At 68.9% G+C, this 15278-nt stretch carries 13 protein-coding genes; 10 read left to right on the top strand and 3 right to left on the bottom strand.

Annotation, left to right across the window (positions count from 1 at the left end):
• Nucleotides 1-89: 89 nt before the first annotated feature.
• The 5 genes from LRH25_RS15470 to LRH25_RS15450 all read left to right on the top strand — a co-directional run bounded on the left by LRH25_RS15470 (nt 90) and on the right by LRH25_RS15450 (nt 5361).
• Entirely contained in the window at nt 90-1520 is a 1431-nt protein-coding gene (locus LRH25_RS15470; RefSeq protein ID WP_141289333.1) for a S41 family peptidase, read from the top strand.
• Between the two features lie 121 nt (nt 1521-1641).
• Nucleotides 1642-2403: a HesA/MoeB/ThiF family protein gene (locus tag LRH25_RS15465; protein ID WP_231011609.1), complete on the top strand. Its 762-nt coding sequence runs from the start codon at nt 1642-1644 to the stop codon at nt 2401-2403.
• A gap of 75 nt (nt 2404-2478) precedes the next feature.
• The gene (locus LRH25_RS15460) at nt 2479-3417 is read left to right on the top strand and encodes an LOG family protein (RefSeq protein ID WP_141290095.1); all 939 of its coding nucleotides are present in this window, start codon (nt 2479-2481) and stop codon (nt 3415-3417) included.
• A 130-nt stretch (nt 3418-3547) separates the two neighbouring features.
• Nucleotides 3548-4462, top strand: coding sequence for an arginase (gene rocF / locus LRH25_RS15455; protein ID WP_211361544.1), 915 nt, complete (start codon nt 3548-3550; stop codon nt 4460-4462).
• 188 nt (nt 4463-4650) lie between these two features.
• Nucleotides 4651-5361, top strand: a complete 711-nt coding sequence (locus LRH25_RS15450; protein WP_141290097.1) for a hypothetical protein — start codon at nt 4651-4653, stop codon at nt 5359-5361.
• A 27-nt stretch (nt 5362-5388) separates the two neighbouring features.
• Here the strand turns inward: LRH25_RS15450 and LRH25_RS15445 are convergent, their stop codons facing one another.
• Nucleotides 5389-6261, bottom strand: a complete 873-nt coding sequence (locus tag LRH25_RS15445; protein WP_231011532.1) for a DUF429 domain-containing protein — start codon at nt 6259-6261, stop codon at nt 5389-5391.
• Nucleotides 6262-6306: 45 nt separating this feature from the next.
• Here LRH25_RS15445 and LRH25_RS15440 point away from each other — a divergent pair, with 45 nt between their 5' ends.
• The 5 genes from LRH25_RS15440 to LRH25_RS15420 all read left to right on the top strand — a co-directional run bounded on the left by LRH25_RS15440 (nt 6307) and on the right by LRH25_RS15420 (nt 12054).
• Complete coding sequence (locus tag LRH25_RS15440) at nt 6307-6771, top strand: C40 family peptidase (protein WP_141289961.1); 465 nt, start codon at nt 6307-6309, stop codon at nt 6769-6771.
• A 90-nt stretch (nt 6772-6861) separates the two neighbouring features.
• Nucleotides 6862-7962 carry a DUF748 domain-containing protein gene (locus LRH25_RS15435; RefSeq protein WP_170201024.1) on the top strand — a complete coding sequence of 367 codons (1101 nt, stop codon included), beginning with the start codon at nt 6862-6864 and terminating at the stop codon, nt 7960-7962.
• Between the two features lie 169 nt (nt 7963-8131).
• A complete protein-coding gene (locus LRH25_RS15430; RefSeq protein WP_375142173.1) occupies nt 8132-10570 on the top strand; it encodes a YgiQ family radical SAM protein in 2439 nt (812 codons plus the stop codon).
• A 133-nt stretch (nt 10571-10703) separates the two neighbouring features.
• Nucleotides 10704-11000, top strand: a complete 297-nt coding sequence (locus LRH25_RS15425) for a hypothetical protein (RefSeq protein WP_231011531.1) — start codon at nt 10704-10706, stop codon at nt 10998-11000.
• 13 nt (nt 11001-11013) lie between these two features.
• On the top strand, nt 11014-12054 hold the full coding sequence (locus LRH25_RS15420; RefSeq protein WP_231011529.1) for an asparaginase: 1041 nt from the start codon (nt 11014-11016) through the stop codon (nt 12052-12054).
• 3 nt (nt 12055-12057) lie between these two features.
• Here LRH25_RS15420 and LRH25_RS15415 read toward each other — a convergent pair whose 3' ends face one another.
• Together LRH25_RS15415 and hutH are read right to left on the bottom strand one after the other, a co-directional pair.
• Complete coding sequence (locus tag LRH25_RS15415; protein ID WP_141288540.1) at nt 12058-13650, bottom strand: alkaline phosphatase D family protein; 1593 nt, start codon at nt 13648-13650, stop codon at nt 12058-12060.
• A gap of 73 nt (nt 13651-13723) precedes the next feature.
• Nucleotides 13724-15274 carry a histidine ammonia-lyase gene (gene hutH / locus LRH25_RS15410; RefSeq protein WP_141288541.1) on the bottom strand — a complete coding sequence of 517 codons (1551 nt, stop codon included), beginning with the start codon at nt 15272-15274 and terminating at the stop codon, nt 13724-13726.
• Nucleotides 15275-15278: the final 4 nt, after the last annotated feature.

Raw genomic sequence — 15278 nt, 5'->3', positions numbered from 1 at the left:
TTACGGCCAGTTCAAAGTCTTGCTGTGAGCGGCGAGTCCTATACTGACCATCTGGTCGAATGACTTCTAGTTTGAAAGCGGGACATCACATGGGTGCCAAATTGAAGGTGGCAGGTCTCCTCACGATGGGGGCGCTGGCCGGCGCATTGACGACCATTCAATTCCAGGCCGAGGCGCGCAACACCTACGGCCCGCTGCCGCTGGAGGAAATGCAGCAACTCGCCGCGGTATTTGGCATGGTCAAGAATGACTACGTCGAACCGGTGGACGAGAAGAAGCTGATCACCGATGCCATCTCCGGCATGGTGGCCGGGCTGGACCCGCATTCCCAGTACTTCGACAAGAAGTCCTTCAAGGAATTCCGTGAAGGCACGACCGGCAAATTCGTCGGCGTGGGCATCGAGATCGGCATGGAAGACGGCCTGGTCAAGGTGGTCTCCCCGATCGAAGGCTCCCCCGCCTTCCGCGCCGGCCTGAAGTCCGGTGACCTGATCACCAAGATCGACGACTCGGCCGTCAAGGGCCTGTCGATGGACCAGGCGGTCAAGCGCATGCGCGGCGAGCCGTCCACCAAGGTCGTGCTGACCATCTTCCGCAAAAACGAAAACCGCAGCTTCCCGGTCACGATCACCCGCGAGGAAATCCGCGTGCAGAGCGTGCGCGCGAAGGAAGTCGAACCCGGCTACGCCTGGATCCGCGTGACGCAGTTCCAGGACCGCACGGTGGAAGACTTCTCGCGCAAGCTGGAAGACATCTACAAGCAGGACCCGAACATCAAGGGCGTGATCCTGGACCTGCGCAACGACCCGGGCGGCCTGCTCGAAGGCGCGGTGGCCATTGCCTCGGCCTTCCTGCCGTCTGACTCGGTCGTCGTCAGCACCAATGGCCAGATCGCCGAATCGAAGGCGACCTTCCGCGCCACGCCCGACAACTACCTGCGCCGCGGCGGCGCCGACCCGCTGAAGAAGCTGCCGGCCTCGCTCAAGACGGTACCGATGGTGGTGCTGGTCAACGAAGGCTCGGCCTCGGCCAGCGAAATCGTCGCCGGTGCGCTGCAGGACCACAAGCGCGCCACGCTGATGGGTGCGCAGACCTTCGGCAAGGGCTCGGTGCAGACCGTGCGCCCGCTGACGGCCGACACCGCGCTGAAGATCACCACCGCGCGCTACTACACGCCCAGCGGCCGCTCCATCCAGGCCAAGGGCATCGTGCCGGACATCTGGCTTGACGAAACCGCCGAAGGCAATGTGTTCGCTGCGCTGCGCACCCGCGAAGCCGACCTGGAAAAGCACCTGGGCAATGGCGACGAGAAGGACGAAGCCCGCGAAAAGGCCCGCGAGGAAGCGCGCAAGAAGCTCGAAGAGCAGGTCGCCAAGTCCAAGGAACCGCCCAAGCCGCTGCCTGAATTCGGCAGCGCCGAGGACTTCCAGCTGGTGCAGGCCCTGAACCAGCTCAAGGGCAAGCAAGTCATGGTCAGCAAGTCCATGACCGAGCGCAAGGCCGAAGCCGCGACCGAATAAGCTCGCTCGCTGCAAGCCACACCAGGCGAAGCCGGCGGCTCTGTGCCACCGCTTCGCCTTTGTTGTTTCCGGCCCGGCCGGACCTCTCCGCATGACCCAAGACGACGGCCTTGATGATGGTCTGAGCGACGACGCGCTGCTGCGCTATTCGCGCCACCTGCTGCTGGATGAGATCGGCATAGAAGGCCAGCGCAAGCTGCTGGCTTCGCATGCGCTGGTGATAGGCGCTGGCGGGCTGGGCTCGCCGGTGGCGCTTTACCTGGGCTCGGCAGGCGTGGGCCGGCTGACCCTGGTCGACGCCGACACGGTGGACACCACCAACCTGCAGCGTCAGATCGCCCACAGCCAGGCCCGCGTCGGCCAGCGGAAGGTCGAATCGGCCCGCGAGGCCGTGCTGGCGCTGAACCCCGAAGCCCGGGTCACCGCGGTGGCGCTGCGCGCCGACGCCGCCTGGCTGGACACGGCGGTCGCCGAGGCCGACGTGGTGCTGGACTGCAGCGACAACTTCGCGACCCGCCACGCGATCAACCTCGCCTGCGTGCGCCACGCCAAGCCGCTGGTGTCCGGCGCCGCCATCGGTTTCGACGGCCAGGTCTCGGTCTACGACCCGCGCCTGCCCGCCTCGCCCTGCTACGCCTGCCTGTTCCCGCCCGAGAGCGCGCCCGACGAAGCCCGCTGCGCCACCATGGGCGTGTTTGCGCCGCTGGTCGGCATCATCGGCAGCGTGCAGGCCGCGGAAGCCTTGAAGCTGCTGGCCGGCATTGGCACCAGCCTCGCCGGCCGGCTGCAGATGCTGGACGCGCGGCGCATGGCCTGGAGCGAGATCCGGCTCGCGCGCCAGGCCGGTTGCCCGGTCTGCAGCCCGGGCACCGCGCCGGGTTAAGCTCCCTTCCCCAGGCGATCGAAACCCCGCTTTTTCCGGGGTTCCGGTCACGTCTTCCGATCTAGCCTTGTCTCGATGGACGCCACCACCCAAGCCGATACCGCCAAACCCAAGCTCACGGCCCGCAACTTTCCCAGTGCGGAGCAGGAAGCCTCCCAGGAGGCCACCCAGCTCCTGCCGGCCGCGCCGCGCTATGACGGCCCCGAAAGCAGCTACCGGCTGGCTTTCACCGACACCGACTTCCTGCTGCGCCCGGAGCTGCGCCCGGTGCGCATGCAACTGGAGCTGCTGAAGCCCGAGCTGGTGCAGCAGGAGCAAGGCATCGAAAGCACGATCGTGATCTTCGGCAGCGCCCGCATTCCCGCCGAAGCACTGGCCAGCGAACACCTGTCCAACGCCCAGGCGAGCGGCGACGCCGCGCAGATTGCGCGCGCCGAGATGCAGCTGCGCATGAGCCGCTTCTACGAGGAAGCGCGCCGCTTCGCCCACCTGGTCACCTCCCGCTCGCAGACGCTGGCCACGCCGATCTATGTCGTTACCGGCGGCGGGCCCGGCATCATGGAAGCCGGCAACCGCGGTGCGTTCGAATGCGGCGGCAGGAGCATCGGGCTGAACATCGTGCTGCCGCACGAGCAGGCACCGAATCCGTACATCACGCCGGAACTGTGCTTCCAGTTCCACTACTTCGCACTGCGCAAGATGCACTTCCTGATGCGCTCGGTCGCATTGGTGTGCTTCCCCGGCGGCTTCGGCACGCTGGACGAGCTGTTCGAGGCCATGACCTTGATGCAGACCGGCAAGTGCCGGCGCCGGCCCATCCTGCTGTTCGGCCGCGAGTTCTGGACCCGGCTGATCAACTTCGACTGGCTGGTCGAGACCGGCATGATCAGCGCCGGCGACGTGGACCTGTTCCGCTTCGTCGAGACCGCCGAGGAGGCCTGGCAGATCCTGGCGCAGGATTACGGCCTGCACGCCGGCGACGCACAGGCACGCGAGTTCGAAGAGGACATCTAGAACCGGAGTCAAGTTGCCTTGGGGCGGCCCGGCGGCAACCTGGACGCCTCCCCGCCCTGCCGAGCATCCTTCGGCGCGGGCGGGTCAATGACGCATTGTTCTCGGCCCGTGTCGTCGCACAATCGCGGGCATGCTGAACAAAGTCACCCTCATCGGCGCGCCGACCGACATCGGCGCCGGCGCTCGCGGCGCCAGCATGGGCCCGGAGGCCTTGCGCGTGGCCAACATCGGCCCGATCCTGCAAGGCCACGGCATTGAAGTGCAGGACCGCGGCAACCTCAACGGCCCGCCCAACCCCTGGCTGCCACCGGACCAGGGCTACCGTCACCTGGCCGAGGTGGTGACCTGGAACCAGCTGGTGCACGATGCCGTCTACACCGAGTTGAGCGGCGGCCGCATGCCCATCCTGCTGGGCGGTGACCATTGCCTGGGACTCGGCTCCATCAGCGCGGTGGCCCGCCATTGCCGCGACGCCGGCAAGAAGCTGCGCGTGCTGTGGCTGGACGCCCATGCCGACTTCAACACCAGCGACCTGACCCCCAGCGGCAACATCCACGGCATGCCGGTGGCCTGCCTGTGCGGCTATGGCCCGACCGAGCTGACCTCCATCGGCGGCCAGGTGCCGGCGATCAGCCCGAAGTGGCTGCGCCAGATCGGCATCCGCAGCGTGGACGCGGGCGAGAAGAAGTTCGTGCACGAGGTGGGCCTGGAGGTCTACGACATGCGCTACATCGACGAAATGGGCATGCGCCACACGATGGAGCTGGCGCTGGCGACGATGGATGCCAACACCCACCTGCACGTCAGCTTCGACGTGGACTTCCTGGACCCGGACCTCGCCCCCGGCGTCGGCACCACCATCCCCGGCGGCCCGACCTACCGCGAAGCCCAGCTCTGCATGGAAATGATCGCCGACACCGGCCGCATGGGCAGCCTGGACGTGATGGAGCTGAACCCGGCGCTGGACGTGCGCAACAAGACCGCAGAGATCGCCGTCGACCTGATCGAAAGCCTGTTCGGCAAGAGCACCCTGATGCGGAAATGAGGCACCCGGTCCCGCGGGTACACGAGACCACCCGCCGGGCGGGTTGCGCGGCCGCCTTGGGACGGCCCGGCGCCGGCCGCTTGGAGATGCCACGGCACGCCACCCAGCTTGCCCTGACGCCCACGGATGTTCATGCGCTTCGGCTAGCATCGCCCTCCTTCGAATTTCGTTTTGGCCAGGGAGGGCCCATGAAACGTTTCTGCGGTATTTCGGTGGTGGCGCTTGCCGCCGCCATCCTGGGCGGCTGCGGCGGTGGCAATGCCGACGAATCCGGCTCCAGCACGGTCTACGCCACCAATGCGGCCTGGGCCAACCTGTATGCCAGCGCCCACAGCTGGTCGCTGTCGGGCACGGTCAGCGGCTCCGGGCAGAACACCTCGGTGTCGTCCACGCTGGACCTGAGCCTGCTGGCCGACGGGACCTTCCCCGGCACCGGTGAGGCCGCGAAGATCCGCCGGCTGACGACCACCGCGACCGCCAATGGCGGCTCGTCCAGCGACTACGTCACCCACTACCTGAACGCCAGCAACGCGTTTGTCGGCACCGTGAGTTCGGACGGCAGCTGCGCGCTGCCCAGCAACGTCGGCCTGCCGCCGACCTCGGCGGCCATGGGCAACAGCGGCCCGCTGGCCTCGTGGACCGAATACAGCAGCTGCTCGGCGGGCTCGCCGCAGATCGGCACCGGTGCCGCCACCTGGTCGGTCGAGAAGGCAGACAGCACGCCGTACTTCTGCGTCACCAACACCTACACCTCGACGGCAGCCGGCAACAGCTTCAGCTCGACCGAGAAGGACTGCTTCGAGATCAACACGTCCGGCACCATTGGCTCCGCGGCCAAGGTCTCGGCGGTGTACACGCAAAACGGCGTGAACACCACCGTCTCGATGTCGACGCTCTGACCGACGCAGCGCCTTCGCCGGCGGCCCTCAACCCGCCAGCACGGCGCTGGTGATCCAGCCTTCCAGCGGGTCCACGCCCGCTGGCAGGCCCAGCCCCGCTTGCTGCTGCGCCCATGCGGCCTGCAGCAGGCACAGCACCGCGTCCAGCCTGTCGCCGCTGGCGTCAGCCACCAGTGCGTCGCGCTGGGCGTGGCTGAGCCGCAGCCGCAGTGCCAGCCGAGTGCGGCCCTGCTCCAAGGCATCCACCAGGTCCTTGCGGGCGATCAGGCGCTCCGGCGTCTGGCGAGCCTTGTCGTCAGCCTTGTACGAGCGGTTGCCCAGCAGTTCACGCGCCAGCAGGCCGGGATAGGCCTCCAGCGCGATGCGTTGCGCAGCCTGTGGCTGCGGCATCAGCCCGGGTAACCAGGCGCCGGCCGCGCGCAGCAGCGGCACGCCGGCATGCAGCATGAAGGCGACAGGCGGGTTGACCCACTTCATGCTGGGCGATGAGCCGGCCGGCCCGTCGCAAGCGCGGTGGGCGAACTTGCCGCCGACCGGGCGGGCGTCGCAGAAGGCCGAGAAGTGAGCTCGGATCTGCTCGCGTGTCAGGCCGGCGTAGTGGTCCATCAGCGCGGCCCATTCCGCCGGCCAGCCCAGTTGCAGCACCAGTTCGCGCGGCAGGCCAAACGGCAGGTCGAAGCCGCCCAGCCAGGCGGGCGTGGCGGCCAGCCAGTCGCCAAAGCCGGCCAGGGTTTCGTGTGCGTCCAGCCCGTCCAGGCGCACGGCCGCACCGGCGCGTGTGCCCCGCGCCACGATGACCGGCTTGCGCCGGCTGGGCGCGCTCGAAAAGTCCACGCCCAGCAGCGGCAGCTGGGCCCAGGCGGGCGGCGATGATGTGACGGGCGGCGCAGCAGAAGACATGCGCGGATTGTCCCCGGCCGCCCAAGTTGCAACAGAATTGCCTCCATGCACGCATTCCATCGCCTGGCCTGGCGACTCTGTCTGTTGTTGCCGCTGCTGCTGGCGGCGTGCGGCACAACGCCGCGCTTCACGCGCCTTACGCCCGAACAGTCATCCGACATCGCCATCCACGCGATGGGCCTGGTCGGCACGCCTTACCGCTATGGCGGCAACACACCCGCGGGCGGCTTCGACTGCAGCGGCCTGATCGGCTACGTCTACCGCAACCAGGCCGGCATGGCGCCGCCGCGCACGGTGGCCGACCTGAACCAGTTTGGTCAACCAGTCGAGGCCGGCGAGCTGCGCACCGGCGACCTGGTGATCTTCGGCCGCGGCCGGCCCACGCATGCCGGCATCTACGTGGGCGACAGCCGCTTCGTGCATGCACCATCCACCGGCGGCGAGGTGCGCCTGGACCGGCTGGACAGCGGTTACTGGGCGCGGCAGCCCACCGCCTACCGCCGACCATGATCCATGGCCGGCCTTGCCGGCTTGGCGACAATCCAGCCCATGGTGAGTGTTTCGCGTCGCGCCGGATGGTGGCTGGGGATTGGATTGATCATGCTGGTGGGCCTCGCAGGCCTGTACCAGTTGCTGCTGCACCGGCTGGACAGCACGCTGCGCGAGCACCTGGGGCCGCGCGCCAGCGTCGGCGCCATCTCGGTGGACTGGAACGGGCTGACGGTGCAGGACCTGCGCCTGGCCGCGGCGCCGGGCTGGCCCGCCGAGGATGAACTCAGCGCCCGTCGCGTTTTCGTTCAACCGGCGCTGCGCAGCCTTTTCTCGGGGCCGTGGCAGCTGCACCGCATCGAGGTCGAAGGCGCCTCCCTGAGCCTGCTGCGTGGCCGTGATGGCAAGCTGCAGCTCCTGCCCGGGTTGCTGCAGCCGGAAAGCGCCACGACGCCCGCCCGCGCCCCAACCCGCCCCGCGGCGCCGAAAACCGCACCGGCCAGCGCTGCCAGCCAGGCCGAGGCCAGCGCGCCCACGCTGGTGATCAACGAAGTGCAGCTGAAGGATGTGCAGGTCGACTTCTACGACGACTCGCTGAAGCCGCTGCGTGCGCGGCCGCATCACCTGCAGCTCGGCGAGCTGAACGCCACGCTGGGCAACCTGCAGCTGCCGGCGCTCGACCGGCCCATGTCGCTGAAGGTGCGCGGCCTGCTTCGTGGCCCGGGTGGCGCCGGCAACCATGACGGCCAGCTCAAGCTGGACGGCGAACTGACACCCGCCACCCATGACGCCGACCTCAGCGCCGAACTGCAAGGCGTGGACCTGCGCGCGCTGCAGCCTTACCTGCTGAAGGTGGCCGAAGGCGGCATCCAGCGCGGCCAGCTGGACCTGCAGCTGAAGGCCCAGGTCAAGGCCGACCACCTGCATGCGCCCGGCCGCGTGACCCTGACCGGCCTGGCGCTGAACCACAGCGGCAGCTGGTGGGACGGGCTGGGCACCGCCAGCCGCCAGGCCGTGCTGGACACCATGGCGCACAAGGGCCGGATCGAGGTCAACTTCACGCTGGAAGGCCGGCTGGACGACCCGAACTTCTCGGTCAACGACAGCCTGGCCAGGCGCTTTGCTGCCGGCCTGGCCGAGGGCGTGGGCGTCAGCGTCGGCGGCGTGGTCGAAGGCGTGGGCCAGATGTTCAAGGGGCTGCTGGGGCGCTGAGCGGACCGGGCTGCGGCGGCGGTGTGCGGGCCTGCGCAGGCCCGAGCCGGTCGCCGCGTGGGGTTATCGCCAGCAAGGCCGACACCTGGGACAATGCAGGCTCTTGATGCCGGACGTGCCTGTGGCCCGCCCGGCTTTGGTCTTTCCGGTCCCCTTCCCCGCCGCTGCCGTGTCCGCCACCCTCGAAGCCCCCGTCCGTTCCGATGCCAAGGCCAATGCCAAGCCCAAGGCGTTGACGGCTTACCGTCCGTACTGGGCCAAGCGTTTCGGTACCGCGCCTTTCCTGCCGATGAGCCGCAGGGAAATGGACAAGCTGGGCTGGGACAGCTGCGACATCATCATCGTCAGCGGGGACGCCTATGTGGACCACCCGAGCTTCGGCATGGCCGTGATCGGCCGCACGCTGGAGGCGCAGGGCTTCCGCGTGGGCATCATCGCGCAGCCGGACTGGCAGTCTGCCGACGCCTTCCGCGCCCTGGGCAAGCCCAACCTGTTCTTCGGCGTGGCCGCCGGGAACATGGATTCGATGATCAACCGCTACACCGCGGACCGCAAGATCCGCAGCGACGACGCCTACACCCCCGGCAACGTCGGCGGCAAGCGGCCGGACCGCGCCACGCTGGTCTACACCCAGCGCTGCAACGAAGCCTTCAAGGACGTGCCGGTGGTGATCGGCGGCATCGAGGCCAGCCTGCGCCGGATTGCCCACTACGACTACTGGAGCGACAAGGTGCGCCGCTCCATCCTGGTGGACGCCAAGGCCGACCTGCTGGTCTACGGCAATGCCGAACGCGCCATCGTCGAGATCGCCCATCGGCTGGCGGCCAAGAAGCCGATCGAGAGCATCACCGACGTGCGCGGCACCGCCTTCATGCGCAAGCCGGACGACCTGGCGCTGGACGGCTGGTACGAAGTCGACTCCAGCGAGGTCGACACCCCCGGCAAGGTCGACAAGCTGCTGAACCCCTACCTCACGATCGAGGAACAGGCCGACGACAACGGTGCCAGTTGCGCCAAGGCCGAAGCGGCGAAGGCTGGCGACACACCGCCCGCGGCCGACGGTGCCAAGCCCATGCTGCTGATCCGCCGCCCGGTCGAAAAGCTGGGCAGCCGCGCCATCACCACGCCGCGCGACCGCACCGTGATCCGCCTGCCGGCCTACGAGCAGGTCAAGAGCGACAACGTGCTCTACGCCCACGCCAACCGCGTGCTGCACCTGGAGACCAACCCCGGCAACGCGCGCGCCATCGTGCAGCGCCACGGCGAGGGCCACACCGCACGCGACGTGTGGATCAATCCGCCGCCGCTGCCGCTGTCCACCGAGGAGATGGACCACGTCTTCGACCTGCCCTACGCCCGCAGCCCACACCCGAGCTACGCCGACGCCAACGGCAGCCATGACGGCGAGACCAAGATCCCCGCGTGGGAGATGATCCGCTTCAGCGTGAACATCATGCGCGGCTGCTTTGGCGGCTGCACCTTCTGCTCCATCACCGAGCACGAAGGCCGCATCATCCAGAGCCGCTCGGAAGACTCGGTGATCCGCGAGATCGAGGAGATCCGCGACAAGGTCAAGGGCTTCACCGGCATCATTTCCGACCTCGGCGGGCCCACCGCCAACATGTACCGCATCGGCTGCAAGAGCCCCGAGATCGAGGCCGCCTGCCGCAAGCCGAGCTGCGTCTACCCCGGCATCTGCTCCAACCTGAACACCGACCACGGCCCGCTGGTGAAGATGTACCGGCGCGCCCGTGCGCTGCGTGGCGTCAAGAAGATCCTGATCGGCTCCGGGCTGCGCTATGACCTGGCGGTGCAGTCGCCCGAGTACGTGAAGGAGCTGGTGACGCACCACGTCGGCGGCTACCTGAAGATCGCCCCGGAGCACACCGAAGGCGGCCCGCTGTCGAAGATGATGAAGCCGGGCATCGGCACCTACGACCGCTTCAAGGCGATGTTCGAGAAGTTCAGCGCCGAGGCCGGCAAGAAGCAGTTCCTCATCCCGTACTTCATCGCCGCCCACCCGGGCACCAGCGACGAAGACATGATGAACCTGGCGATCTGGCTCAAGCACAACGGCTTCCGCGCGGACCAGGTGCAGACCTTCTACCCGTCCCCCATGGCCACCGCCACGGCCATGTACCACTCGGGCCACAATCCGCTCAAGGGCATCAGCCGCGACGCGCGCAAGGGCGAGCGCGTGGACATCGTCAAGGGCGACAAGCGCCGCCGCCTGCACAAGGCCTTCCTGCGCTACCACGACCCGAACAACTGGCCGCTGCTGCGTGATGCATTGAAGGACATGGGCCGCGCCGACCTGATCGGCAACGGCAAGCACCATCTCATTCCCACCTGGCAGCCGACGACCGACGGCAGCTACCAGAGTGCGCGCCGCAGCAATTCGACGCCGGTGGCCAAGACCGGCGCCAAGCCCGCCACCAAGCCCACAGCGGGCCGCATCCTGACCCAGCACACCGGCCTGCCGCCGCGGGACAACGGCAGCCGCCCGGCCCGCCCCGGCGTTGCCAAGCCGGCCAGCCGGCCTGTGGCCGCGAAGCCGGCGGGGCGCCCCGCCTCGGCGACCAAGCCCGGCGGCCGCAAACCGCGCTGAGTCAGCAGGCGCCCACAGGCCTCTGCCCGCAGTGCACACTCGCTTTTGCGCTGGCCGGCGCCCATGGGCCGAGATAGGATGGCAACGCAGCTGGCGGCTCGCCCGCCGGCCTCTGAATCCTCAGGAGAACCCCATGTCCACCCCTTCCCGCCTGCGCCACCTGACCCCTTTGCTGCTGTCTTTCGCCATGGCGTTTGGCGCCGTTGGCGCCGCCCAGGCACAGGCAGCGGCCCCGACCGAGCAGGCCGCCCCGGCCAAGGCCAAGAAGTCCAAGACCGCGCACAAGGCGCACAAGAGCTCGCACAAGGCCAAGAAGAGCGGCAGCAAGAAGACCAAGACGGCCAGCGCCGCCAAGAGCTCGCAGCACGCCAAGAAGACCCACAAGAGCGCGCACACCGCGTCGCTGGCCGCTGTCGGCACTTTCGCCTGACCCTTCTGGCACGATGAGCCAGGGCGCTGCCCACCCGGTGCTGGCGCAGGCCTGGCGCGGCGAGACGGTTGAATCCGAACACCGCGGCTCGGTCGCGGTGATGGACGCCACCGGCGCACTGCGGCTGCAGTTCGGTGAGATCGACCACCCGGTCTTTCCGCGCTCCGCGGTGAAGATCCTGCAGGCGCTGCCACTGGTGGCCAGTGGCGCCGCCGAACGCTTCGGCCTCAGCGACGCACAACTCGCGATGGCCTGCGCCTCCCACGGCGGCCAGCCGGCCCATGTGGCCACGGCCGCCGCCACGCTGGCCCAGGCCGGGCTGGACGCCGCGGCCCTCGAATGCGGCGCCCACTGGCCCGGCTTCGACCAGGCCACGCGCGCCCTCGCAGCGCTTGGCCAGGTGCCCAGCGCGCTGCACAACAACTGCTCCGGCAAACACGCCGGTTTTGTCTGCCTGGGTTGCCTGCTGGCGCAGGACCAGGGCGCCGACCCGCGCGCCTTCCTGCGCGGCTACGTGCAGCGCAGCCACCCGGTCATGCGCGAGGTCGAGGCCGCACTGCAGGCCGCCACCGGCTACGACCTGGCCGATGCGCCGGTCGGCACCGACGGCTGCTCGATTCCCACCCACGGCATTCCGCTGCGCCAGCTCGCGCTGGGCTTTGCACGCGTGGCCAGCGGCCAGGGCCTGTCGGCGGACCACGCGGCGGCCGCGCTGCGGCTGCGCCAGGCCATCGCCCGCGAGCCCTTCATGGTCGCCGGCACCGGCCGGTTCGACACCACCGTGATGCAGCACTTCGGCGAACGCGTGTGCTGCAAGGTCGGCGCCGAAGGCGTCTACTGCGCCGCGCTGCCCGAGCTGGGCCTGGGCGTGGCGCTGAAGATGGACGACGGCAACACCGCGCGCGCCGCCGAAGTCGTGATGGCCGAGCTGCTGGCCAGTCTGGTCGCGCGCGACGATGCGGACCACGCGCTGCTGGCGCCGCTGCGCAGCGTCACGCTGCGCAACTGGAACGGCATCGAGGTCGGCCGCCTGAGCGCCAGCTTGCCGAACTGAGCCTCAGATGCGCTGCGGCGCCAGCGTCGTCTGCCACAGCGACTCGCCACGCATGTCGCGCAGGTGCACCGTCATCGCCGCGCTCCTGCCGTCGATCTGCACCTCGCCGAAAAACTGCAGGCCGGCGCTGGGCGGCAGGTTGCTCTGGCCGGGCGCCGGGGCCTTGACGTAGCGCAGCTCGGGACCGAAGGTGTTGTCCAGCGGGTTCGGCCCAAAGGTACCTGCATTCAGCGGGCCGCTGACGAATTCCCAGAACGGGTCGAAGTCCCGGAACTGCGCGCGGTTCGGGTCGTAGTGATGGGCGGCCGTGTAGTGCACATCGGCCGTCAGCCACACGGTGTTGCGAATGCGCTGGTGCTTGATGAAGGACAGCAGCTGCGCGATCTCCAGCTCGCGGCCCAGCGCCGGGCCGTCGCCATTGGCCACGGCCTCGAACTTGTCGCGGCCCTGGGCGTCCTTGCCGTCCGGCACCAGCAGGCCGATGGGCATGTCGGCCGCGATCACCTTCCAGGTCGCGCGGCTGGCCTTCAAGCCGTCACGCAGCCAGGCCATTTGCTGCGGGCCGAGGAAGGCGGAGGACGCGTCCAGCGTGGGCTGAAGGTTGAAGCTGTTGGCGCCGCGGTAGCTGCGCATGTCGATCACGAACACGTCCAGCAGCGGGCCGTAGGGAATGCGGCGGTACACGCGCTGCTCTTCCTCCTGGGCGAACCAGCGCATCGGCGCGTTTTCGAGGAAGGCGCGCGCGCCGCGCGCGGTCAGCAGCGCGACGTTCTTCTCGGTGTAGCGCGGGTCACCCGAAACGTCCTTCGAGTCCGACCAGTTGTTGGTCACCTCGTGGTCGTCCCACTGCCAGAGCTGCATGACCTCGGCGGCGAAGCGGCGCTGGTTGTCATCGAGCTGGTTGTAGCGGTGCGCGCCGCGATACTCCTTCAGCGTCTCGGCGACCTTGCTCTTCTCTTCGGTCAGCACGGTATTGCGCCAGGTGCTGCCGTCAGACGCTTTCAGCTCGGCCTGCAGCGGGCCGTCGGCGTAGATGGTGTCGCCGCTGTGGATGAAGAAGTCCGGCTCGCGCTTGCGCATGGCCTCGTAAATCGTCATGCCGCCCAGGTCGCCGTTGATGCCAAAGCCCTGGCCCACGGCGTCGCCGGACCACAGGAAACGGATGTCCCTGCGAGAGGCGGGCGCGGTGCGGAAGCGGCCCACCATGGGCTCGGAGCGCGTGCCGCCAGCCAGGTCTTCCCATTGCACGCGGTAGAAGATCCCCTGCCCGGCCGGCAGCCCCGTCAGGTCAATGCGGGCAGTGAAGTCGGTCGCTTCCAGCGCGTACGGGCCACGCAGCAGGCGCGCGTTGGCAAAGGTCGGCGTGGTGTCCCATTCGACCCACAAACGCGCCGCCCGGTCGGCACGCGCCCAGACGATGCCGCGGTCCGCCAGCACATCACCGCTCTGAACGCCGGAGGGAAAGTTCGGCCGCGCCGCGTCCCGCGTGATCGCGGCCGGCGCCTGGGCGTGCGCGAGGATGCCGCTCAGGCCGCCACCGCTCAGTGCGGCAGAAGCGATCAGCAGGCGGCGACGAGGCAGGATGAGGCTGGACATGGCGGGCATTCCTGGAAGGACAACCCGCCATGCTTGCCGCGAGTTGCGGCAGCTTGATGACAGCGGCGGGCGCTTACGCCGGCACCCACAACGCCGGCAGGCCCGGCAAGGTGCGCAGCACGCTGCCCACTTCGCCGCTGCGGACCAGCGTGGTTGCACGTTCGATCTCGGGGGCGAGGTAGCGGTCGGTGGGCATCGCAGCGCTGTGCTGGCGCAGCAGCGCGTGCACCCATTCCAGCACCACCGAGCTTTGCAGCGGACGCAGGAATTCGATCGCCTGGGCCGAGGCCAGCAACTCGATGCCCAGGATGTGCGAGACGTTGGCCACCATAGGCTGCAGGCGGCGCGCGGCGAAGGTGGCCATCGAAACGTGGTCCTCCTGGTTCGCGCTGGTGGGCAGGCTGTCGACGCTGGCCGGGTGGGCCAGCGACTTGTTTTCGCTGGCCAGCGCCGCGGCGGTGACATGGGCGATCATGAAGCCGCTGTTCAGGCCGGCGTCGGCGCTGAGGAAGGCCGGCAGGCGCGAGACGCTGGCGTCGATCAGCATCGCGATGCGGCGCTCGGCGATGGCGCCCACTTCGGCGATGGCCACGGCCATCGCGTCGGCCGCGAGGGCCACCGGTTCCGCGTGGAAGTTGCCCCCGGAAATCATGGCGCCGTCTTCCGGGAACACCAGCGGGTTGTCGGTGACCGCATTGGCTTCGCGCACCAGCACCAGCGAGGCATGGCGCAGCTGGTCCAGGCAGGCGCCAACGACTTGCGGCTGGCAGCGCAGGCAGTACGGGTCCTGCACCCGGTCGTCGCCTTCTTCGTGCGACGCGCGGATCGCGCTGCCGGCCAGCAAGGCCCGGTAGTACTGCGCCACGTCGATCTGGCCGGGCTGGCCGCGCAGCGCATGGATGCGCGGGTCGAACGGGCCGTCGGAGCCGCGCGCGGCGTCCACCGTCAATGCGCCGATGACCAGCGCCGCTTCCAGCACCGGCTCGAAGGCGAACAAGCCGTGCAGCGCCAGCGCGGTCGAGGTCTGCGTGCCGTTGATCAGCGCCAGGCCTTCCTTGGCTTGCAGCACCAGCGGTTCGATGCCCGCATCGGTCAGCACACCCGCGGCATGCACACGCTTGCCGTCCACCAGGAACTCGCCTTCGCCCAGCAGCGCCAGCGTCATGTGCGACAGCGGGGCCAGGTCGCCAGAAGCACCCACCGAGCCTTGGCTGGGCACGTAGGGCACGAGGCCGGCGTTGAGCACGGCCAGCAGCGTGTCGATCACCACCTCGCGCACGCCCGAGTGCGCACGCGCCAGGCTGGCCGCCTTGGTCGCCAGCATCAGTCGCAGCACCGAAGGCTGCAACGGCTCGCCCACGCCCACCGAATGCGAGCGGATCAGGTTCAGTTGCAGCAACGCCAGGTCTTCGTTGCTGATGCGCTTGTTGGCCAGCTTGCCAAAGCCGGTGTTCACGCCGTAGACCGGCGCGTCACCCGCGGCAGCGGCTTGCACCACCGCAGCGCTGGCGCGAATGGCCGGGCGCGCAGCGTCGTCCAGCTTCAGCGTCACGCCACCGGCATGCAGGGCTTGCAGTTGTTCCAGCGTCAGTGCGCCGGGGGTCAGGGTCAGTTCGCTCGTCATGTCA

It is taken from the genome of Ideonella azotifigens (assembly GCF_021043325.1).
Lineage (GTDB): Bacteria > Pseudomonadota > Gammaproteobacteria > Burkholderiales > Burkholderiaceae_C > Ideonella > Ideonella azotifigens.
The sequence above is the reverse complement of the archived record's forward strand: the minus strand, read 5'-3'. Positions and strand labels throughout refer to the sequence as shown.